The sequence below is a fragment of the Terriglobus tenax genome (genome assembly GCF_025685395.1).
GTDB classification, from domain to species: domain Bacteria; phylum Acidobacteriota; class Terriglobia; order Terriglobales; family Acidobacteriaceae; genus Terriglobus; species Terriglobus tenax.
In genome coordinates, this window is sequence record NZ_JAGSYA010000004.1 from 23,438 (window position 1) to 42,902 (window position 19,465).

At 59.2% G+C, this 19,465-nt stretch carries 22 protein-coding genes; 17 read left to right on the forward strand and 5 right to left on the reverse strand.

Annotated elements, in window-relative coordinates; all coding sequences use genetic code 11:
* Positions 1-120 precede the first annotated feature (120 nt).
* From rfbB to rfbD, 3 genes are read left to right on the forward strand one after another with little or no spacing between them, the layout of a single operon-like run.
* The gene (rfbB, locus tag OHL13_RS05675; RefSeq protein WP_263409164.1) at positions 121-1,212 is read left to right on the forward strand and encodes a dTDP-glucose 4,6-dehydratase; all 1,092 of its coding nucleotides are present in this window, start codon (positions 121-123) and stop codon (positions 1,210-1,212) included.
* Positions 1,213-2,088: a glucose-1-phosphate thymidylyltransferase RfbA gene (gene rfbA, locus OHL13_RS05680; protein WP_263409165.1), complete on the forward strand. Its 876-nt coding sequence runs from the start codon at positions 1,213-1,215 to the stop codon at positions 2,086-2,088.
* Positions 2,088-2,981: a dTDP-4-dehydrorhamnose reductase gene (gene rfbD, locus OHL13_RS05685; protein WP_263409166.1), complete on the forward strand. Its 894-nt coding sequence runs from the start codon at positions 2,088-2,090 to the stop codon at positions 2,979-2,981. Before rfbA ends, rfbD begins: the two co-directional genes overlap by 1 nt.
* Here the strand turns inward: rfbD and rfbC are convergent.
* The 5 genes from rfbC to lexA all read right to left on the reverse strand — a co-directional run bounded on the left by rfbC (position 2,978) and on the right by lexA (position 7,266).
* Positions 2,978-3,550, reverse strand: a complete 573-nt coding sequence (gene rfbC, locus OHL13_RS05690; RefSeq protein ID WP_263409167.1) for a dTDP-4-dehydrorhamnose 3,5-epimerase — start codon at positions 3,548-3,550, stop codon at positions 2,978-2,980. The two genes, rfbD and rfbC, sit on opposite strands and share 4 nt — an antisense overlap.
* A gap of 72 nt (positions 3,551-3,622) precedes the next feature.
* A complete protein-coding gene (locus OHL13_RS05695) occupies positions 3,623-4,306 on the reverse strand; it encodes an HAD family hydrolase (RefSeq protein WP_263409168.1) in 684 nt (227 codons plus the stop codon).
* 111 nt (positions 4,307-4,417) lie between these two features.
* Positions 4,418-5,323: a DUF4097 family beta strand repeat-containing protein gene (locus OHL13_RS05700; protein ID WP_263409169.1), complete on the reverse strand. Its 906-nt coding sequence runs from the start codon at positions 5,321-5,323 to the stop codon at positions 4,418-4,420.
* Between the two features lie 36 nt (positions 5,324-5,359).
* Positions 5,360-6,568 carry an efflux RND transporter periplasmic adaptor subunit gene (locus OHL13_RS05705; protein ID WP_263409170.1) on the reverse strand — a complete coding sequence of 403 codons (1,209 nt, stop codon included), beginning with the start codon at positions 6,566-6,568 and terminating at the stop codon, positions 5,360-5,362.
* 98 nt (positions 6,569-6,666) lie between these two features.
* Positions 6,667-7,266 (reverse strand): transcriptional repressor LexA, encoded by a 600-nt coding sequence (lexA, locus tag OHL13_RS05710; protein WP_263409171.1) that lies wholly within the window; start codon positions 7,264-7,266, stop codon positions 6,667-6,669.
* A gap of 218 nt (positions 7,267-7,484) precedes the next feature.
* On the opposite strand from lexA, the gene OHL13_RS05715 reads away from it, so the two are divergent.
* The 14 genes from OHL13_RS05715 (at position 7,485) to pnp (ending at position 19,433) form a co-directional block, all read left to right on the forward strand.
* Complete coding sequence (locus tag OHL13_RS05715) at positions 7,485-8,246, forward strand: response regulator transcription factor (RefSeq protein ID WP_263409172.1); 762 nt, start codon at positions 7,485-7,487, stop codon at positions 8,244-8,246.
* Between the two features lie 5 nt (positions 8,247-8,251).
* Positions 8,252-8,485, forward strand: coding sequence for a hypothetical protein (locus OHL13_RS05720; RefSeq protein WP_263409173.1), 234 nt, complete (start codon positions 8,252-8,254; stop codon positions 8,483-8,485).
* 4 nt (positions 8,486-8,489) lie between these two features.
* The gene (locus tag OHL13_RS05725) at positions 8,490-9,698 is read left to right on the forward strand and encodes a sigma-54-dependent transcriptional regulator (RefSeq protein ID WP_263409174.1); all 1,209 of its coding nucleotides are present in this window, start codon (positions 8,490-8,492) and stop codon (positions 9,696-9,698) included.
* Positions 9,699-9,838: 140 nt separating this feature from the next.
* Positions 9,839-10,177 carry a flagellar basal body rod protein FlgB gene (locus tag OHL13_RS05730; RefSeq protein ID WP_263409175.1) on the forward strand — a complete coding sequence of 113 codons (339 nt, stop codon included), beginning with the start codon at positions 9,839-9,841 and terminating at the stop codon, positions 10,175-10,177.
* The gene (gene flgC, locus OHL13_RS05735; RefSeq protein ID WP_263411616.1) at positions 10,177-10,617 is read left to right on the forward strand and encodes a flagellar basal body rod protein FlgC; all 441 of its coding nucleotides are present in this window, start codon (positions 10,177-10,179) and stop codon (positions 10,615-10,617) included. The genes OHL13_RS05730 and flgC overlap by 1 nt, the downstream gene beginning before the upstream one ends.
* Before the next feature lie 10 nt (positions 10,618-10,627).
* Positions 10,628-10,924, forward strand: coding sequence for a flagellar hook-basal body complex protein FliE (gene fliE, locus OHL13_RS05740; protein WP_263409176.1), 297 nt, complete (start codon positions 10,628-10,630; stop codon positions 10,922-10,924).
* A 60-nt stretch (positions 10,925-10,984) separates the two neighbouring features.
* On the forward strand, positions 10,985-12,712 hold the full coding sequence (fliF, locus tag OHL13_RS05745) for a flagellar basal-body MS-ring/collar protein FliF (protein ID WP_263409177.1): 1,728 nt from the start codon (positions 10,985-10,987) through the stop codon (positions 12,710-12,712).
* A 2-nt stretch (positions 12,713-12,714) separates the two neighbouring features.
* Positions 12,715-13,746 carry a flagellar motor switch protein FliG gene (gene fliG / locus OHL13_RS05750; protein ID WP_263409178.1) on the forward strand — a complete coding sequence of 344 codons (1,032 nt, stop codon included), beginning with the start codon at positions 12,715-12,717 and terminating at the stop codon, positions 13,744-13,746.
* A 115-nt stretch (positions 13,747-13,861) separates the two neighbouring features.
* A complete protein-coding gene (locus OHL13_RS05755; RefSeq protein WP_263409179.1) occupies positions 13,862-14,389 on the forward strand; it encodes a FliH/SctL family protein in 528 nt (175 codons plus the stop codon).
* The gene (locus OHL13_RS05760) at positions 14,386-14,913 is read left to right on the forward strand and encodes a hypothetical protein (protein ID WP_263409180.1); all 528 of its coding nucleotides are present in this window, start codon (positions 14,386-14,388) and stop codon (positions 14,911-14,913) included. The genes OHL13_RS05755 and OHL13_RS05760 overlap by 4 nt, the downstream gene beginning before the upstream one ends.
* Positions 14,914-14,931: 18 nt before the next feature.
* Positions 14,932-15,162 (forward strand): hypothetical protein, encoded by a 231-nt coding sequence (locus OHL13_RS05765; RefSeq protein ID WP_263409181.1) that lies wholly within the window; start codon positions 14,932-14,934, stop codon positions 15,160-15,162.
* Complete coding sequence (locus OHL13_RS05770; protein ID WP_263409182.1) at positions 15,159-16,307, forward strand: endo-1,4-beta-xylanase; 1,149 nt, start codon at positions 15,159-15,161, stop codon at positions 16,305-16,307. Before OHL13_RS05765 ends, OHL13_RS05770 begins: the two co-directional genes overlap by 4 nt.
* 105 nt (positions 16,308-16,412) lie before the next feature.
* Positions 16,413-16,679 (forward strand): 30S ribosomal protein S15, encoded by a 267-nt coding sequence (rpsO, locus tag OHL13_RS05775; RefSeq protein ID WP_263409183.1) that lies wholly within the window; start codon positions 16,413-16,415, stop codon positions 16,677-16,679.
* A gap of 327 nt (positions 16,680-17,006) precedes the next feature.
* A complete protein-coding gene (gene pnp, locus OHL13_RS05780) occupies positions 17,007-19,433 on the forward strand; it encodes a polyribonucleotide nucleotidyltransferase (RefSeq protein WP_263409184.1) in 2,427 nt (808 codons plus the stop codon).
* Positions 19,434-19,465 lie beyond the last annotated feature (32 nt).

Consider the following 19,465-nt stretch of genomic DNA (forward strand, 5'->3'; position numbering starts at 1 on the left):
GTCTTCTGGATGGCCGTATCGCAGGTGATTCGTGCTGTCTTAGGGACAGATAAAATGGTTGGAGAGTCAAAACCAAGGAAGAGTTCTGGTGTGGACCAGAATCGAGGACTATAGCTGAGCATGACGCAGGAAAACCGACCGATTTTGGTGACTGGCGGAGCTGGATTTATTGGGAGCAATTTTGTTCTGGACTGGTTTGCGCTGGAACCGTCTCCTGTCATCAACCTGGACAAGCTGACCTATGCGGGAAACCCGCTCACCCTGTCCTCCCTGGAAGGGAATCCGGGGTACACCTTCGTCCATGGGGACATCTGTGACGGTGATCTGGTCGCAAATCTCCTTACGAAATACCGTCCCCGGGCGATCGTTCATTTCGCTGCCGAAAGCCACGTCGATCGCTCCATCCTGGGGCCGGAAGCCTTTCTGAAGACCAACATCGACGGTACTTTCACTCTGCTCCGCGCGGCACAGGCCTATTACCAGACGCTGGAGGGTGTGGAGAAGGAGGGTTTCCGTTTTCACCATGTCTCGACCGATGAGGTTTTCGGAACGCTGAAGCCGGAGGATCCTGCCTTTCACGAGGAGACGCCCTACGCTCCGAACTCGCCCTATGCGGCCAGCAAGGCGGCCAGCGATCACCTGGTACGTGCCTGGCACCATACTTACGGTCTGCCGACCCTGATGACTAACTGTTCCAACAACTATGGTCCGTATCACTTCCCGGAGAAGCTGATTCCATTGATGATTACGCATGCTCTGGAAGGTAAGCCGCTGCCGGTGTATGGTGATGGACTGCAGGTGCGGGACTGGTTGTATGTGAAGGATCATTGTTCGGCGATCCGCACCGTGCTGGCGAAGGGAACTGTGGGTGAGACCTATAACGTGGGCGGGTGCAACCAGCGGACGAACCTGGAGGTCGTGAATCTTTTGTGCGAGTTGCTGGATGAGTTGGTGCCTGAGTCGAAGTTCCGGCCGCACAAACAGTTGATCCAATTTGTCACCGACCGTCCTGGACATGACCGCAGGTACGCGATTGATGCTCGCAAAATTGAGCGCGAACTGGGCTGGAAGCCGGCGGAGAGTTTTGATACTGGCCTGCGGAAGACAGTGAAGTGGTATCTGTCCAACACGGCATGGGTAGAGGGTGTAACCAGTGGCGCGTACAAGCAGTGGATTGAAAAGAATTACGGTTCTCGGAAGGCGGAGCAGTAAATGAAGGGAATTATCCTGGCCGGAGGCTCGGGCACGCGACTTTATCCGGTCACGCAGGCGGTTTCAAAGCAGTTGTTGCCCGTCTACGACAAGCCGATGATCTATTACCCTCTGTCGGTGCTGATGCTGGCCGATATCCGGGAAATCCTCGTCATCTCGACACCGCAGGATACGCCGCGGTTTCAGCAACTCTTAGGCGATGGCAGCCAGTGGGGACTTTCGCTGCAGTATGCGGTACAGCCCAGCCCGGACGGCCTGGCACAGGCATTTCTGATCGGTCGTGACTTTCTTGCTGGCGAGCCCTGCTGCCTGGTGTTGGGGGACAACATCTTCTTCGGCACCGAATTGCCAAAGAAGCTGCAGGCGGCTTCGCAGAAGTCCAGCGGAGCGACGGTGTTTGCATATCGCGTCAGCGATCCGGAACGCTATGGCGTAGTGGAGTTTGATGCGGCCGGAAACGCCATTTCGCTGGAAGAAAAGCCTGCCGAACCGAAGTCTTCCTATGCGGTGACAGGAGTTTATTTCTACGACGCGCAGATTGTGCAGGTAGCGGAGAGCATTCAGCCCTCACCGCGCGGCGAACTGGAAATTACCGATGTGAACCGCTGGTACCTGGAACGCGGACAGCTTTCGGTGCAGAACCTTGGCCGTGGAACGGCATGGCTCGACACCGGTACCCATGACTCCTTGCTGGAGGCGGGTACCTTTATCCATGCCATCGAGCACCGGCAGGGGCTCAAGGTCGCGTGTCCCGAGGAGATTGCGTATCGCAAGAAGTGGATTTCGTCGGCGCAGTTGGAAGCGCAGGCGAAGAAGATTGGCAAGAGCAGCTATGCCAACTATCTGAACCACATTCTGAAGGAGCGGATTCTCTGATGGGGCCGGTGCTGCTAACCGGTGCAAGCGGACAGGTAGGCGGAGAACTGGAACCTATGCTGAAGAGCATAGGCGGGGTGATAGCTCCCAGGCGTGAAGAGCTTGATTTGAGTGATCTGGATGCGGTACGGCACGCTATCCGTTCGCTGAAGCCGCGTTGGATTATCAATCCTGCGGCGTACACCTCTGTAGATAAGGCTGAGCAGGAGCCGAACGCCGCGTATCGCCTGAATGCGGAACTGCCGGGAGTTCTGGGAGAAGAGGCGGCTGCACTGGGTGCGGTTGTCCTCCATTTCTCGACCGACTATGTCTTTGCAGGTGAAGGCAATACCCCGTACGTTGAATCGGATGAAACCGGCCCGATGGGTGTTTATGGCGCCAGCAAGCTGGCAGGGGAGCATGCTCTGGCGGCAACTGGAGCCGCCCATTTCATTTTCCGCACCAGCTGGGTCTATAACGCGACCGGGAAGAACTTTCTGCGTACGATCCTGCGATTTGCGCGAGAGAGGGAAGAACTCAAAATTGTTGCCGATCAGCATGGGGCACCGACATGGGCACGCGACCTTGCCCGGCTCGCCATACATACCGTGGAAAGCTGCGAATCCGCGGGGAATGCAGAAGAAAAGGCGGCTGAGTTTTCCGGGGTGTACCACTCCTGTAATGCAGGGGAGACCACCTGGTATGGCTTTGCGCAGGAGTTTTTGTCGCTCGCTGCGGCAAAGGAGCCAACACAGCATTGGGCCACGCTGATTCCGATCCGGACCACAGAGTATCTAACGCCAGCCCGCAGACCTGCAAACTCCCGGCTTAATTGCAGCAAGCTGGAGAAGAAGCTGAATTTCAGGATGCCTTTATGGCAGGATTCCCTGCGTAGGGTGATGGCGGAACTCTAACGGCGGGATACGGCTTCTGGAACCGGTGGGAGGTCGGCGTGGAGAAAGCTGGTTCCACGCTGATCCTTTCCCGACAGTGAGATCTTGCCTACAAGATCCAGGGGCCACTCAATGGCCAGCGTTGGGTCATCCCAGCGGATGCAGCGTTCTCCTTCAGGGAAATAGAAGTTCGTGGTTTTGTAGAGCACATTCGCGCTCTCCGAAAGGACCACAAAACCGTGTGCGAAACCTTCCGGAATCCAGAGATACTCGACCGTATCTTCGCTCAGATGGAAACCTGCCCATTTGCCGAAGTCCGTTGAGTCACGCCGAAGATCTACAGCTACGTCCCAGATATGGCCTGTAAACGCACGGACCAGCTTGCCTTGCGGCCTGCCGAGCTGGTAGTGCAGGCCACGGAGTACACCCTTGAGCGAAAGAGACTGATTGTCCTGAACGAACTGTCCCGGAAGACCCAGTTGGGTGAAGGTTCGCTGCGAAAAGGTTTCCGCGAACCATCCGCGTTCATCACCATAAACATCGGGGAGAAGGCGCTTGACGTCATTGAGAGGGGTATCAATCAGCTGCATCAGGTATCAACGTCTGCTTTCTCTATTTTAGACACGGATTGAATTCTTTGTTACTCGAAGATGCCCCATTCTTTATGCAAATAAAGTAGCCCAATCCTGGGGTGAATCGCAGGTAAGACTGGGAACGTCCATTGCGAGGGTGACCGATGATAGCCCAAAGGTGCAGCCCAGGGACCAAGCTCCGGCGTTTTGCGCCGTAAGAATGTCGACAATGGAATCACCGATCATTACGGTCTGGCCGGGTGAGGCGGAGGCCTCCTGCATCAGGGTTTGCAGGCCATGCGGGTCGGGCTTCTTGCTGTGGAAGCTGTTACCTCCATAGTTCTGAAAGAAAAAGGGTTCCAGGCCAAGTGCACGGCAGATGTCGCGAGAAGGGTTCACGGGCTTGTTGGTCAACACGGCCATCTTCAAATGGGGTTGAGCCGCGCGGATGGCTTCCAGAGACTGCAGGACGCCATCATAGGCATACGTAAAGTCAAGCTTATGGATCCGGTAGTAGTCCAGAAAGAAAGTTAGAGCATTCTGCAGGTACTCTTCGTCGTGAATGTCCCCTTCGGGGTCGCCCAGGGCGCGGCGGACCAGCATGGAGGCTCCATCGCCGATGTACGAGGCGATGACTGCGTCCGGCAGGTGCGGCTTTCCCAGGTGGTCCAGGGTGGCGTTGACGGAGTTACAGAGGTCTTGTCGGGAGTCGATCAGTGTGCCGTCCAGATCGAAGACAAGAAGGCGGAGGTCAGCGGAATGCGGAAGAGCCATCTTCTCTAGGGTGCAGTGGAGAGAGGGGAGGGTGCAAGTATCTGAAACGCTTCCATACAAAAAAGAGCGGCGGAGTCTGCACTCTCCGCCGCGGTAAGGATGGTGTGATTTTTAGCGGATTTCGATATCGCCCGAGCCTGTTTCAGCCTTGATGACCGGGCCACCGCCATTGACCGCACCAAGAACATGGTGGCGGTTCAGTGTGCCCTGCATCAGGATGGGCTGGGCCACACGGACGGTTCCGGAGCCGGTCGAGGCGTTCAGGGAAAATTTGGCATTGCCTACGGTCAGACGAACGGAACCGGAGCCTGTTTCCAGCTTCCAGTCCGAAGACGGATTGCCTTCAATTTCAATGTCGCCTGAGCCGGTTCCTGCACGCAGGCCGCCATTGAAGCCGCGGATGCGAAGGGAACCGGAGCCGGTTTGTGCGCGAACATCGCCGGCGGCGGACTGGCGCAACTCAATGTCACCGGAACCGGTCTGGAGCATGGCCGAGCCGTGAATGCCATCGGCCCGAATCGAACCGGAGCCGGTCTCAAGCCGTGCCTCGGATCCGATGTTGGAGACCTGGACATCCCCCGAACCTGTGCTGGCCGTAACCGAGCCCATGACGCCTCCAACCATGACATTGCCGGAACCGGAGGTGGCGTGCAGCATGGTATTGGCCGGGACATTGATGTCGTAGTCGATGACGATATTGCGGTAGAGATCGTTGCCGCGCGTCTGGCCGATGGTGACGCTGGAGCCCGACTGCACGACAGGCGGGTTTGAGACGATCTGCCGGATGCGGTCATCGGAGTTGCCCGACAGCCATCCGCCGGAGCCGGCGCGGACATGGCCGACAACACGGACCTCGGAGCCCGAGCCGGGAACGACCTTCACGTAACCGGAGCCGGTCGAAACACTGACGTTCGCCGTTCCTGAGACGGAAAGGGTACGGGTGAAGTCCTCTGCCGAGGCCAGCACGGCGACGGCGGCAAGTGCGGTGGCGGTAAGTACGGTACGAAGAATGTTCATGGTGGCTCCTCCTATCTTTTCATGCTGAGGGACTGGCTACTGCTGCAGAATGACCTGATCGTTCTGGCTGATTCCGCTGAGCACTTCGGTGCGTGTGCCGTTGGAGATGCCAACCTTCACGGCAACCTTGCGGCGGCCCTTGTCGGCCTTGGCATCGGGAACCTCGACGCTGGCATTGCGCTGTTTGTCGTAGATCACAGCCTGCTCCGGCACCGTGAGCACATTCTTGTGTTCTTCCAGGATGATTTCCGCGTTGGCGGTCATGTTGGCCTTCAGCTCGCCGCCGGGGTTGTCGATGGAAACGCGCACCTCGAAGGTGGTGACGTTATCTTTTTCGACGCCGAGCGGAGCGATCTTGGTGACCTTACCGTTGAAGACCTTGTCCTTGAAGCTCTCTACGCGGATACGGGCCGGCTGGCCCATGTAGACCTTGCCGATATCGCTCTCGTCGACCTTGCCCTGAACGTAGACCTGCGATGTGTCGCCGAGGGTCATGACCAGGGTTGCGGTTGATCCCATCACGAGAATGGAGCTGACAGCATTGCCAAGCTCAACATCGCGGGAGAGCACGACACCGTCCATAGGAGAGACGATGTTGGTGTAGCTGAGCTGCTCTTCGAGCTGCCGAAGCGATGCCTGCGCCTGGGCTACCTGGGCCTGCGCCTGGTGTAACTTGGCGGTATCAACGGTGATCTGTGCCAGGGCCTTATCGCGGGCGTTGGCGGCGGCGGCGTACTTCTGCTGCGCATCATCCAGGGCCTGCTGGCTTACAACGCCTTCCTTGGACATGGCCAGCGCACGCTCAAAGGTGTGCTTGAAGTTCGGCAGATCGGGAGCCTCTGCGTTTACTTTGTCGAACTCGATGGCAGCCTGTGCGGCGTGCGCGTTGGACTCGGCCGCGGTGAGTTGTGCCTTTTGCGCGGCAACCTGATCCAGCAGCTCCTGCTGATCGAGCTGGGCCAGCGGCTGGCCAGTCTTGACCGGCTGATTGATGTCAGTAAACAGCTTGGTGACGATGCCCGAAGCCTTGGACTTAACCTCGACCTTCAGAATGGGCTGAACCTTGCCGGTTGCGACAACGGAGCGGGCGATGTCGCCACGCTCGACCTTGGAAAGCTGCGAGGCTTCAATCTTTGAGCTGGAGCCGGAGGCCTTGATGGCAAAGGTGAGCCCAACGGCCAGAACGACGACGGCAATTCCGCCCCAGATGTAGAGTTTGCGCTTGGATTTGCGGGCTGCGGCCATGGTACAGGTCCCTCCGGGAATCTTGATGACGGAGAGAGGTACGCAGTTCCTACGGGGTTGGTTCCGTAAAAATTAAAACTTGCAGGTTCAACCTGGGACTAATACCTGCGCAGGACGCCGAGCACCTTGCCCTGGATGGTGACGGCGGCGGCGGGAGCGAAGATCGGAGCCATCTCGGAGTTTGAGGGCTGAAGGCGGATCATGCTGCCTTCACGGTAGAAGCGTTTCAGGGTGGCATCGGTGCCATCCACCAGGGCAACGACGATCTCGCCCTCCCGTGCGGTGCGCGTGCGCTCCACCAGCACGTAATCTCCGGAGACGATGTGTTCATCGCGCATGGAGTCTCCCCGGACCTCGAGAGCAAAGACCTCACGGTTACCCAGGATGTCGCCCAACGAGATGGTCTCCGCAGTTTCAATGGCTTCTACTGGCCGGCCGGCGGCGATGCGGCCAAGCAGGGGAAGACGATCAGCTCCCTTTTTGGAACGAGCCGGAAGCACATCAATCGATCGGCTGCGGTTGTGCGCCCGCTGCAGAAGCCCTTTGTTCTGCAGATTGGTGATGTGCTTATGTACGGTGGCGAGCGAATTGACTCCCAGTCCGGTGGCGATCTCCTCATAGGACGGCGAGTAGCCGCAACGCTGCGTAAATGAGGAAAGGAAGTCGAGAACGTCTTTTTGCCGCCGTGTAATCGCCATGGATGACATTGTAGCGAATAAAAAGCGAATCACAAGAAAAGAGATTGTTAGAGGTTCTCATTTTGCTTCCTGCTCCATTCCTGTTTTGGGCACGTTACCTAAAACATTGGCGCATGGGGGATTGCCGGTCGGCTTCTTCCGACTCAAGGTAGATACGTACCCGCAGAATGGTTGCGAGGTATGAGTACGGGCCGGTTTGTTGAGAAGTGGAGAGGTCTATGGGCATTTTGCTGGTGGAAGACGACAAGGCGCTGGGGATGTTGCTGAAGCAGGGGCTGGAGCGGGAAGGCTACGCTGTTGAGTGGTTGCAGGATGGAGAGACCGCTCTAAACCACGTTGAGGAAGAAGGCCCGGATCTGGTGGTCCTGGATTTGAGTCTTCCGAAGATGGATGGCGCACAGTTGCTGGAAGAGGTGCATCGCAGGCTGCCGCAGACCTCGGTGTTGGTTCTGACGGGCCGTACGAAGGTGGAGGAGCGAGTCCGCTGCCTGGACCTTGGCGCCGATGACTACCTGTTAAAACCGTTTAGTTTTCATGAACTGACGGCCCGCTGCCGCGCGGTCATGCGGCGCAAGGAACAGGCTGGCCCTGAGCAGGTGCTTAAATACGGTCTTGTGGAGATCAATCGTGTGCTTCGCCAGGTCCTGGTTGGAGGCGTGGAGGTTGAACTGACCGCCAAGGAGTATGCGCTGCTGGAGTATCTGCTGCAGCACAAGGGAAAGGCCGTTTGCCGGGCGCAGTTGCTGAAAGAGGTGTGGCACACGACCTCGCATACCGGTACCAATGTGGTGGATGTGTATATCAACTACCTGCGCCGCAAGCTGACGGTCCAGGGAGTCGCCGACGGTGTCGCACTGATTGAGACAGTGCGTGGCGAAGGCTACCGGTTGAGCAACGTTCCCTTTCGGAAGCTCACGCAGCAGAGAAACGGCCAGGGGACGGGAGCCGGACATTCCCCTCTGATGCTGCAGCGCGCCTGAGCCCCATGGAGAGTGCTCGCGTAGAACTGGTGCAGGAACTGAGTGGGATGCTGCATGACCTTTGCCAGCCGTTGACGGCTCTGCAATGCCGCCTCGAACTGGCGGAGCTTGGCGAAGATGAGACGGGGCTGCGTCGTGCCATATCCGAAGGTCTGGTGGAGTGTGAACGGCTGAACAGTATTGCCGCCCGCATGCGCGAGCACCTGCGGGGGGCGATGCAATGCGCCCCCAGGGGATAGAACGATGCCGTTTGAAACAAGATCTTCGGATGCTCCCATTGCTGTCCGTTGCGCGGTAGTAGTAAGTCCGGATGGAGACCGTAGACTTCGCTGGGCTGAGGCATTGACCGGGCTACGCTGGCAGGTTGAGGTGGCCCAGGGCGGGGCCGAGGCGATGACCTGCATGGAGCGTCGCATTCCCGAGGCGCTGGTTGTGGATCACTGGTTGCCGGACTTAGAGGTCGAGGGTTTTATCTCCTGGGTCCGCGAGGCGTTTCCAGGTGTCGATATCGTTCGTGCAGATGGTATGGCAACCGGAGATGGGCCGCGCAGTCCGCGGCGGCATGAATTGCTTCACGCACTACGATCGGCGGAAGACGAGAGTTTCAACCTTCCGGAAGCTGCGCCTGTAGCTGCGGTGCCGAGAGTGGTTCCCATGCCGGTCGCGGCTGCCGAGCTTTCGACCGATGCCGTGTTGTTGCCGGGGCTGATCGGAGCCAGTGTCGGGATGCGGACTCTGGCGCGGATGGTACGCCTGGTTGCTCCGCGCAGCGCAACCGTGCTGATCGAAGGCGAAACCGGAACAGGAAAAGAAGTGGTGGCGCGTGCGATTCACCGTTTGAGTCCGCGTGTGCAGAAGCCGTTTGTGACGCTGAACTGCGCAGCAATCCCGGAGGCATTGCTGGAGGCCGAGTTGTTTGGTCACACGCGGGGAGCCTTTACCGGAGCGGTGCAGTCACGCACCGGACGCATTGAGGCGGCCCACGGCGGAACCCTGTTTCTGGATGAGATCGGGGAGATGCCCCTGACGCTGCAGGCCAAGATGCTGCGCTTCCTTGAAAATGGTGAGCTGCAGAGGGTCGGCGATAACGAGACGATCCGCGTGGATGTACGCGTGGTTGGGGCTACGCATCGAGACCTGGAGAGAATGAGCGGGGAGCGGAGTTTTCGTTTGGACCTTTACCATCGCCTGGCGGTTTTTCCGGTTACGATTCCGCCGCTACGCGAGCGCAAGGAGGATATCCCGCTGCTGGTGGCATACTTCCTGGACAAACTGGGCGAGGAGATGCCGCAGAAGCGTCTGCGACCGGAAGCCATGGATGGTCTGCTGTCGTATGAATGGCCGGGCAATGTCCGCGAACTGGGACACGTATTGGAGCGTGCCGCAATTCTTGCCGAGGAGCGTCCGGAGATTGGACCGGAAGAGATTGTGCTGCGCCGCAAGCGCCTTTGATCCGCGATAAGTTACCCGGCTCTAATCTTTGCCGCTGAGAGTCTTCTTAGATGAAGCCTTTTGTTGTGGCGCGCAACCTGCATTCTCTATCGGCGTAGACAGCCATTGCTTGAGAGGGAAGTGCGATGCAGACAAGTGCGATGAGTGATGCGTTGGTGCGGTATCTTGACCTGGCCAGCACGCAGATGAAGCTGACGGCCAGCAACATAGCAAATGCCGACACCCCGGGCTATCGCACACAGGGGTTCAGCTTTGAAGAGCAGATGCGGCAGGCGATGTCCGGGAGTGCGAGTGGAGCGTTCTCCCCGGAAGTGCAGGATGTTGACGGTCTGGTCGCGCGTACTGACGGCAACAACGTCTCCCTGGAGCGCGAGGGGCTGGAGATGGCGAAATCGCAGCTTACTTTCCGCACGGGAGTCGATCTGCTGCGACATGAATACTCGCGCATGACGGACGCAATCAAATCGGACGGTAAGTGATGAATCTCTTTGGCGTGATGGACATTAGCGCATCGGCTTTGCAGGCAGAGCGGGTACGGGCCGAGGTCACAGCCAGCAACATGGCCAATGCTGAGACGACGAGGACGGCTGAAGGCGGCCCGTATCGCCGCCAGCAGGTCGTCTTTCAGACGCAGGGCCAGGAGACGAACTTCGGCTCGTCCTTGATGGCGCACCTGGGTTCAAACACCATCGGCGGTGTGGAGATCGCAGGTGTACAGGATGATGCGAAAGCTCCTGTGATGCGTTTCGATCCCGGGCATCCGGATGCGAACGCGAATGGATATGTTGCGTATCCGGACATCGATCCATTGACGGAAATGGTGGACCTGATGAGTGCACAACGCAGCTACGGCATGAATGCCTCGGCGGTGCAGGCGGAGAAGAACATGATTACCAGTTCACTGGACATTCTGAAGTAGAGAGGCTGCGATGGACGCAATTCAGCTGACAGGAAGCATTCCCCAAATCGCGAGTACCCCGGCAGTGGGCCGTACGGAGCAGGCGGTTTCGCCTTTCGCCAATGTGCTGGCCAGCGCCATGCAGGACGCCACAGCTTTGGAGAAGCAGGCGCAGATGACGGTGAAGGGGCTGATGGACGGTAGCGGCGTGGAGGTGCACCAGGCAATGATCGCCACCCAGAAGGCCGACATGGCTTTTGAACTGGCGCTTCAGGTGCGCAACAAGGCTGTGGCGGCCTACCAGCAGATGATGCAGATGCAGTTTTAGGGTGGCGCGGTAATGGCAGAGAAGAAGACTGATCTACAGAGAGCAGGAGGAGCGGCTTCCATGGCGGAGGGCAGCGCACCGTGGCAGCGGCTGGCGAGCAATGCAGGCAGCCGCTGGAACGGGATGCCGAAGGCGCAACGCTCCCGCTGGATGATGCTTGCAGCGATGGCGATTGCCGCGGTTGCAGCCATCAGTTGGTATGGCTCGCGCACGGAGTGGAAGACACTGTTCAGCGGGCTTGATCCGAAGGATGTTCAGGTGGTGAGCCAGGAGCTGACGGCCGCCGGCATCAATGCAAAGATTTCGAGCGACGGCGGCGAGGTGATGGTGCCGGATGATCTGCTGGACAAGGCCCGCATGGAGGTTGCCAGCAAGGGCATGCCGCAGAGCGGCCGGATGGGATTTGAGATCTTCGACAAGCCCAACTGGGTCGGCTCAGAGTTTGATGAAAAGGTGAACTTCCAGCGGGCCCTGGAGGGGGAACTGGAACACACGATTGGAACGCTGGGCGCCGTACGTTCGGCGCGGGTGCATCTCGCGCTGGCCAGGCAGGGGCTGTTTTCAGGCGAAGACCGCCCCGCAAAGGCCACGGTGGTATTGAAGTTGCGTCGCTCCACTCTGGACCGTGGTGAGGTGGAGTCGATTCGCAACCTGGTAGCAGGCGCCGTGGAGAATCTTCAGCCGGAGCAGGTGACGCTGGTGGATGCGGATGGGCATATGAATCTTGGGGCCCCAAGCCAAACCGCACAGCAGAGCGATCTGGCGCGACAGATGGAACAGCAGCTGGTCGCGATGCTGGAGCCGGTCGCGGGACGCGAGAATGTGCACGCGACGGTCCATGCGGACTACGAGCAGGGCTCGGAGGAGAAGACGGACGAGGTGTACGATCCCGCACTGTCGGCTACGGTCAGCATGCAACGGACCGAGCAGGTGCAGGGATCGCAGCGCGCCGCCGCTGGCGTTCCGGGAACGCAGAGCAATGCAGCCGGTGGCCAGCAAGTGAATACACCGCCCTCGAACACTTCCGCATCGCAGCAGACCAATGTGCCTCCGCTGATGCAGAACAGCAATGTCCCGGTCTATCCGCAGGGAGCCAGCGGCACCAGCAACAATGCGCGGCAGGAGAGCGCCAGCTATGCGGTGACGCGTCACCTGTCGCACAGCGAAGAGGGGCCCGGCCGTCTGAAGCGGCTTACGGTAGCGGTGCTGGTCAATGATCGTCCGCAGACAGAGGGTTCGGGCAAAACGATGCACTCGGTCTGGCATCCGCGCAGCGGTGAAGAGATGCGCCGGCTGGAACAGTTAGCGCAGGCGGCAACCGGGTTTGATGCCAAACGTGGCGATCAGCTGGTTCTCGAAAATATCAGCTTTGAAAGCAATGGCCATGATGTACCTGTTACGCCGATGCAACGTGTGACAGAGCAGGCGCAGGACATTGTGCGTATGCCAGGTTTTCTGCGGACAGCAGGTTTGGTTGTGCTTGGCATGCTGCTTGTGATGTTTGTGCTGCGCCCCATGGTGAAGCAGACGGCCGATCTGATACACGCTCCGCAACAGGCTGCGCTCGCAGCACCGGGGCAGGTTGCCGCTGCGACACTTTCTGGAACCGAGCCTGCGGCTTTGCTGACAGAAGGGTCTATGGATACACCCATGCTGAGTAGTCAGCAAGCGGAGCAGAAGGGCGAAGAGCATGCGATCTTTGAGCAGGTCAAGAAGAACATCCGCCAGGAGCCCAAGCAGAGTACACGTCTGCTGGAGCACTGGATGGGTGTGGACATGGATGAGTAAGGATGGCAACACAGAATAATTCGCCACTGACACGGGCGGCAGGCCTTCGCAAGGCAGCGATCTTTATGGTCGCGGTTGGTGATGACCTGGCCAAGGAGATGTTTCAGTATCTTTCGGAGACAGATGTACAGCGCGTGACGGAAGAGATCATGCGGCTGGGAAATATCGCTAAGGAAGAGTTGTCGCAGGTGGTGGGGGAATACTATGCGTTGCAGGAGACGCAGAAGTACGTAACCCGTGGAGGCGTGGATTATGCCAGGCGCTTGTTGCAGAAGGCTTTTGGCGAGAACCGTGCTGAGGAGTTATTGAACGAGGTGTGGCGACTGCGGGAACGCTCGATGAGCGACCTGACCATGCTGCAAAAGATCGACCCCTCGCAGCTGGCGAAGTTTCTGGATGGAGAACATCCGCAGACCGTGGCCCTGGTGCTGGCGCATCTGGAAGGCGGCCGTGCGGCGCTGGTGTTGATGGCGTTGAACGATACGCTACGTATTGAGGTGGTAAAGCGGTTGGCTGAAATGCGGCAGTTCTCTCCCGAGATGGCGCAAAAGGTCGCGTTGATGCTCTATCGCCGGTCGGAGTCGATTGGGCAGAACAAGCGGCACTCGTATGCGGGCTTCAAGGCGGTGGCCGAAATGCTGAACCGTGTCGACCAGACGGTGAGCAAGAAAATCCTGGAAGGGATTGAAGAGAATCAGCCGGAGATCGCGCTTGGTATCCGCAACCTGATGTTCACCTTTGATGATCTGCTGACAGTACCACAGACGGGGATTCGCGAGATTGTGGGTGCGGCCGACAAGCGTGTGCTGGCCACTGCTATGCGCGGCTGCAAGGATACGCTGCGGGCTCACCTGTTCCAGGCGATGAGCTCGCGCGCTGCCGAGATGCTGCGCGAAGACATGGAAGTGATGGGGCCGGTGCGATCGCGTGATGTGGCCCAGGCACAGCAGGAGTTGCTGGCGCTGGCGCGGCGGCTTGAGTCCGAAGGCAAGATTATGCTGCGGCTGGAGACTGAGAATGACCTTTCCGTTTGAGTGCGTTCGTCGTGAAGACCCCGCGGGACCTCTGCGGTTTCGTTCCCATGACCGAGTTCTGCAACCGGGCACATCGGCCTCCGTGGCAAGGGATCTGTCTGCCGAAGTGGAGCAGATGCGTGCGACTATGCTGCTTGCCGAACAGCAACACATGGCCGAACTCTCCTTGGCACGGGAGCAGGCCGTAGCGCAAACGCGCGCTGCGATGCAGGAAGAGTTTGAACAACGGTGTGCGGAGATAGGAGCGAGGGTGGAACAGGCCCTGGAGGCTTTTGATGACCAGCGCAAGCGTTACTTTGCCGATGCAGAGGCGGAAGTGGTGAAACTGGCCCTGGCTGTGGCTCGCAGAGTATTGCATCGCGAGGCGAAGCTCGATCCGTTACTGCTGCGTGGCGTAGTGCGCGTTGCCGTGGAGCAGATGAATGCCGACGATGAGGTGCGTCTGCGTGTACCACTAACGGATGCCGCACTTTGGAAGGAAACGCTGCATGATGAGCAGGTCCAGGTAGAAGGAGATGCTGCCATGAAGCCCGGCTCCTGCGAGTTACTGGCGCGGTGTGGATCGGTGGATCTTGGGGTGGAAGCCCAGCTTACAGAGATTGAGACGAGCTTTTGTGAATTGCTCGGGAAGCGTCCGCAATGAAGCTGCAACGTTTTCATGCACGGCTGGATGCTTCTCAAAGCTGGCGCTGGAGCGGGCGTGTGGCCGAAGCGGAAGGGCAGTTGATTGAGGCGGATGGACCGCCGTGTTCTGTGGGAGAGTGCTGCGAGATCGTGGCCAATGATGGACGGATTGAGGCAGAGGTTGTTGGTATTCGCAACAGCCGAACGCTGCTGACACCGGTGAATGCGGTGGCGGGGGTACGCTTTGGCGCAAAGGTATTTGCTATGCGACGCAGGCCTTCACTTGCGGTCAGCAAGCAGATGCTGGGTCGCGTGTTCGATGCCAGTGGTATCCCGATCGATGGTGGCGCGCCGTTGGATGCAATCGAGCGCTGGCCACTCGATGTAAATCCGCCAGGACCGATGGAACGTATGCCGATCCGGGAGCCGCTGGGTACCGGACTCCGTGTCATTGATGGCGTGCTGGCCGTAGGCCGCGGCCAACGCATCGGCATCTTCGGTGGATCGGGTGTGGGTAAGTCCAGTCTGTTTGACTACCTGTAAGCCCTATACTGACAGGGCATGTTTGGTGGGCTGCTGTTTCTTTGGAATGCGACGAAGGGCCACAGGCTGACGCCGTGGAACTCCCCCTATCTGCGCTGGCGACTTGAGACCTACTCCGGTCTGAAGGCTGAGCAGATTACGGCGAAGGATTTTTTCCGTTTTGGCTGGCGCGAGCGTTGGCAGCTTCTGCGCTTTCTGCGCTGGACCGGCGAGATCCGTGACCTGGCCGGCAAGCGGGGAGCGGAATGAGTTTCGACCGCCGCGAACTGCTGCGGTACGGCCTTCTCTCCGCCGCCGGTGCGGGCCTCACTTCACTCCTCGGATGCGGGCCGAAGGTCTCCGCTCCCGCTTCAAAGCTGGCTCCTGTCCGCGATATCAGCGGGCAGTGGTCGTTGCGTGCGGTCGCCGCCGAGCATCGCCTGCTTACTGGCTTCGCGGTCGATCCGGAACGCCTGAAAGACCATCGCTGCGCCAGCCTGGTGAAGCAGCAGGCCAGCATCATCGTTCCGGAAAACGCAATGAAGTGGGGTGCTCTGCGTCCGGCGCGTGGCCGTTTTCGCTTTGACCAGGCCGATACGCTGCTTACCTTTGCCGAGGAGAATCACATCCGCCTGCGCGGGCACACGCTCTGCTGGCATCGCGATCTTCCTGCATGGGTTACGGCGATTAACTCGGCGGATGATGCGCGGAATCAACTGGTCGAGCACATTCAGACCGTCGTCAGCCGCTATGCCGGCCGTATGCACTCCTGGGATGTGGTGAACGAGGCGGTTGAGGTAAAGGACAATCGCCCGGACGGACTCAGGAACTCGCCCTGGTTGCAAACCATCGGCCCGGACTATATTGAGCTGGCCTTTCAGACTGCGCGGATGGCTGATCCTGCCGCGCTTTTGAGCTACAACGACTACGGCATGGAAGACGAGACTTACGACGCCGAGCAGAAACGCAGCGCCGTGCTTCTTTTGCTGCGCCGCCTGAAGGCGCGCAATGTGCCCATCGACGCGGTCGGCATCCAGAGCCACATCTGTGCCTGTGCACAATACGGTGCGGGACTGCAGAGGTTCATGGCCCGTGTGCGCGAGATGGGGCTGCAGATTTTTTTGAGCGAAATGGATGTGAAGGACCGCGAGGTCAACCGGCAGGACCCTCGCCGGGATACTGTGGTGGCACAGACTTACAGCCAATACCTGAACCTTGCGCTGGCGGAACCGGCGGTTTCAGCGGTGCTTTTCTGGGGCGTGGACGACGGCCAGAGCTGGCTGCGGTATGAGCAGGGAAGCGATGAACAGGCACGTCCTCTGCTGTTTGACCGGCTGTTCCTGCCGAAGGAGGCATTCTACGCGGTACGGGCCGCCATGGAGGCCCGTTCCGAAATAGTACGAACCAGCCTGTAGTCCAGGGGCGGGTTTGATTGCCGGGCAGAGCCAGTGATGCTATCCTACTCAGGACACTAGACGAGTGAATTTAAGAGAAGAGAAGTAGAGGAGCAACGTAATCCCGTGTTAGCACCTGCCAAGAAGACCGAAATTATCAGCAAATTCCGCACGCACGATTCGGACACCGGCAGCCCGGAGGTCCAGATCGCCATTCTGAGCGAGCGGATCGGCGAGCTGACGGAGCACTTCAAGACCCATAAGAAGGATCATGGCTCCCGCCGTGGCCTGCTGATGCTGGTCAGCAAGCGTCGCCGCCTGCTGGACTACCTGAAGAAGAACGACTCTGACCGCTACCGCGAAGTGATCGGCAAGCTGGGTATCCGTAAGTAAACCGTTTCTGGTTTTACGATCCAGTTGAGCTTTACGCGGCACGAGTAACTATGCCCAGGCGCACGAAGTTTCCATATACGGCTGCGGGGTCCGCAATGCGGGCTTCAGCAGCCGTTTATGCTTTCCGGCACCTCCGGAGCGCGAAGTAATGACGGGCGCGATGGTGGCATATCAACCAGGCGCGCCTATGTCAGGGCATTCCCAACCACAGATTTTTTTGAGCGCATGGCCAGTGCTTAAGGCTCGCCATGCTGCCGCACCCGTGCACCTGAATGGCGCACGATCATAAGTTTCGATAAGAAGACAGAGAGAAAGAGAGATACACACATGAAACAGGAAGTGAGTGTAGAGCTTGCCGGTGGCAAGCGGATCACATTTGAGACGGGACGCATGGCCAAGCAGGCCTCCGGCGCCGCGCTGACCACCAGCGGCGACACCGTCGTTCTCGGCACTGCAGTTGCCAGCGCCGAGCCCAAGGAAGGCATCGACTTCTTCCCGCTGACGGTCGAGTACCGTGAGTTCACCTACGCCGGCGGACGCATCCCCGGCGGCTTCATCAAGCGCGAAGGCCGTCCCTCCGAAAAGGAGATCCTGACCGCTCGCCAGATCGACCGTCCCATTCGTCCTCTCTTCCCGGAGGCCTTCCGCAATGAGACCCAGGTTGTCGGCTTCGTTTACTCCGCTGACAAGGAAAACGATCCGGACGTCATCGCGATCAACGCCGCTTCGTGCGCCCTGGCCCTGTCGGATATTCCGTTCAACGGCCCGGTTGGCGCGGTTCGCGTCGGCATGATTAATGGTGAGTTTGTCGTGAACCCCACCTACGCCGAGAAGGCCGAGAGCACCATGAACATCATGGTCGTCGGCACGAAGGACGGCATCGTGATGATCGAGTCCGGCGCGAAGGAAGTTGCCGAAGACAAGGTCGTCGATGCCATCGAGTTTGGCCACGGTGAGATCAAGAAGATTGTTGCTGTGATCGAGGAGCTCGTCTCCAAGGCCGGCAAGACCAAGCGCCACGTCAATCCTGTCGAAAAGGATGAAATCTACTACAACGAGCTGAAGGCTCAGGTAGGTGAGCGCCTGAAGGATGCCCTCGACACGCAGAAGTATGCCAAGGTCGACAGCTATGCCAAGGTCAAGGAGCTGAAGGACGAGCTGAAGGCCGCTCTTCCGGCCGACGATGCCGCCGCTCCGAAGAAGCTGAGCAAGTATTACGAGCTGCTGCGTGAAGACATCTTCCGCGAGCAGGTCCTCAACGATCGCATCCGCCCTGATCGCCGCGCCTTTGACCAGGTCCGCAAGATTGACATCGAGATTGGTGTTCTGCCCCGCACCCATGGTTCGGCTCTGTTCACCCGCGGTGAGACCCAGGCCCTGGTAACGACCACCCTCGGCACCACCGACGATGCGCAGCGCATTGAAACCTACACCGGCGAGCAGAAGAAGACCTTCATGCTGCACTACAACTTCCCGCCGTTCTCGGTTGGTGAAGTCGGCCGTATGTCGGGCGTTGGCCGCCGCGAAATCGGCCACGGTGCTCTGGCATCGCGCGCTATTGAAGCTGTTCTGCCCGGTGAAGAGTCGCCCTACGTCATGCGCGTGGTCTCGGACATCCTGGAGTCGAACGGCTCCTCGTCCATGGCCACCGTCTGCGGAGCTTCGCTCTCGCTGATGCAGGCTGGCATCAAGCTGAAGGCCGCTGTAGCCGGCATCGCAATGGGTCTGGTGAAGGAAGGCGACAAGTACGCCATCCTGACCGACATCGCCGGCGCGGAAGATCACTACGGCGACATGGACTTCAAGGTTGCCGGAACCCGCAATGGCATCACCGCACTGCAGATGGACATCAAGATCATGGGCATCACCGCCCAGATCATGCGTGAGGCGCTTGAGCAGGCCCGCGTTGCCCGCATCTTCCTGCTGGACAAGATGGATGCTGTGATTGCCGGAGCCAACGAGACTCCGTCGCAGTTTGCCCCGCGCATTCACACCCTGCAGATCCCGACCGACAAGATCCGTGACCTGATCGGACCTGGCGGAAAGGTCATCCGCGGCATCATCGATGCCACGGGCGTGAAGATTGATGTGGACGATTCGGGTCGCGTCAACGTTGCTTCCAGCGACGCGGACGGTCTTGAGCGCGCCATCCAGATGATCAGCGACCTCACTGCCGTTCCCGAGATTGGCAAGACCTACCTCGGTAAGGTTGTCCGCCTGGCTGAGTTCGGCGCATTCGTCGAGATCTTCCCCGGCACCGACGGCCTGCTGCACGTCTCCGAGATTGCAGAGCATCGCGTCAAGGACGTGAAGGACGAGCTGCGCGAGGGCGATCAGGTTCTGGTCAAGGTCCTCGGCATCGAAGGCAACCGCATCAAGCTCTCGCGCAAGGCTGTTATCCGCGAGCAGCGTGAGAAGCTTGGTCTGCCTCCGGTTGCTCCGCAGGAAGGCGGCAGCAACGACAAGCGTGATCGCGGTCCGCGTCCTCCCCGCCCGGAGCGCCCGGCATCGAGCGAGCCGACCATCACCATCGAAGGAGGAGACGACTTCGAAGACGGTGATGAGGATCTCGAGGATGATTTCGAGGGCGAAGGAGAAGAAGGGGAAGGCACCGATGCTCCCGCAGGTGAGGCTACTGGCAACGGGCAGGATCAGGCGCGTGCTGGCGATGCCAACCGTCGCCGTCGCCGCCGTCGTGGCGGACGCCGTCCTGGCGGACCGGGTCAGGGTGGCGGTGGCAATCGCCCCGCGTAACCACCTTGCAACGCTAATCGAAACCGGGCTGC

What these genes read in the sequence shown, in the direction of transcription:
- OHL13_RS05700 (WP_263409169.1), bottom strand. Translation starts at nt 5,323, where the DNA reads ATGAACATTCTTCGTACCGTACTTACCGCCACCGCACTTGCCGCCGTC.
- rfbC (WP_263409167.1), bottom strand. Translation starts at nt 3,550, where the DNA reads ATGCAGCTGATTGATACCCCTCTCAATGACGTCAAGCGCCTTCTCCCC.
- OHL13_RS05725 (WP_263409174.1), top strand. Translation starts at nt 8,490, where the DNA reads ATGCCGTTTGAAACAAGATCTTCGGATGCTCCCATTGCTGTCCGTTGC.
- OHL13_RS05765 (WP_263409181.1), top strand. Translation starts at nt 14,932, where the DNA reads ATGTTTGGTGGGCTGCTGTTTCTTTGGAATGCGACGAAGGGCCACAGG.
- rfbD (WP_263409166.1), top strand. Translation starts at nt 2,088, where the DNA reads ATGGGGCCGGTGCTGCTAACCGGTGCAAGCGGACAGGTAGGCGGAGAA.
- flgC (WP_263411616.1), top strand. Translation starts at nt 10,177, where the DNA reads ATGAATCTCTTTGGCGTGATGGACATTAGCGCATCGGCTTTGCAGGCA.
- OHL13_RS05695 (WP_263409168.1), bottom strand. Translation starts at nt 4,306, where the DNA reads ATGGCTCTTCCGCATTCCGCTGACCTCCGCCTTCTTGTCTTCGATCTG.
- OHL13_RS05715 (WP_263409172.1), top strand. Translation starts at nt 7,485, where the DNA reads ATGGGCATTTTGCTGGTGGAAGACGACAAGGCGCTGGGGATGTTGCTG.
- rfbA (WP_263409165.1), top strand. Translation starts at nt 1,213, where the DNA reads ATGAAGGGAATTATCCTGGCCGGAGGCTCGGGCACGCGACTTTATCCG.
- fliG (WP_263409178.1), top strand. Translation starts at nt 12,715, where the DNA reads ATGGCAACACAGAATAATTCGCCACTGACACGGGCGGCAGGCCTTCGC.
- fliE (WP_263409176.1), top strand. Translation starts at nt 10,628, where the DNA reads ATGGACGCAATTCAGCTGACAGGAAGCATTCCCCAAATCGCGAGTACC.
- rfbB (WP_263409164.1), top strand. Translation starts at nt 121, where the DNA reads ATGACGCAGGAAAACCGACCGATTTTGGTGACTGGCGGAGCTGGATTT.
- OHL13_RS05730 (WP_263409175.1), top strand. Translation starts at nt 9,839, where the DNA reads ATGAGTGATGCGTTGGTGCGGTATCTTGACCTGGCCAGCACGCAGATG.
- lexA (WP_263409171.1), bottom strand. Translation starts at nt 7,266, where the DNA reads ATGGCGATTACACGGCGGCAAAAAGACGTTCTCGACTTCCTTTCCTCA.
- fliF (WP_263409177.1), top strand. Translation starts at nt 10,985, where the DNA reads ATGGCGGAGGGCAGCGCACCGTGGCAGCGGCTGGCGAGCAATGCAGGC.
- pnp (WP_263409184.1), top strand. Translation starts at nt 17,007, where the DNA reads ATGAAACAGGAAGTGAGTGTAGAGCTTGCCGGTGGCAAGCGGATCACA.
- OHL13_RS05705 (WP_263409170.1), bottom strand. Translation starts at nt 6,568, where the DNA reads ATGGCCGCAGCCCGCAAATCCAAGCGCAAACTCTACATCTGGGGCGGA.
- OHL13_RS05755 (WP_263409179.1), top strand. Translation starts at nt 13,862, where the DNA reads ATGCGTGCGACTATGCTGCTTGCCGAACAGCAACACATGGCCGAACTC.
- OHL13_RS05760 (WP_263409180.1), top strand. Translation starts at nt 14,386, where the DNA reads ATGAAGCTGCAACGTTTTCATGCACGGCTGGATGCTTCTCAAAGCTGG.
- OHL13_RS05770 (WP_263409182.1), top strand. Translation starts at nt 15,159, where the DNA reads ATGAGTTTCGACCGCCGCGAACTGCTGCGGTACGGCCTTCTCTCCGCC.
- OHL13_RS05720 (WP_263409173.1), top strand. Translation starts at nt 8,252, where the DNA reads ATGGAGAGTGCTCGCGTAGAACTGGTGCAGGAACTGAGTGGGATGCTG.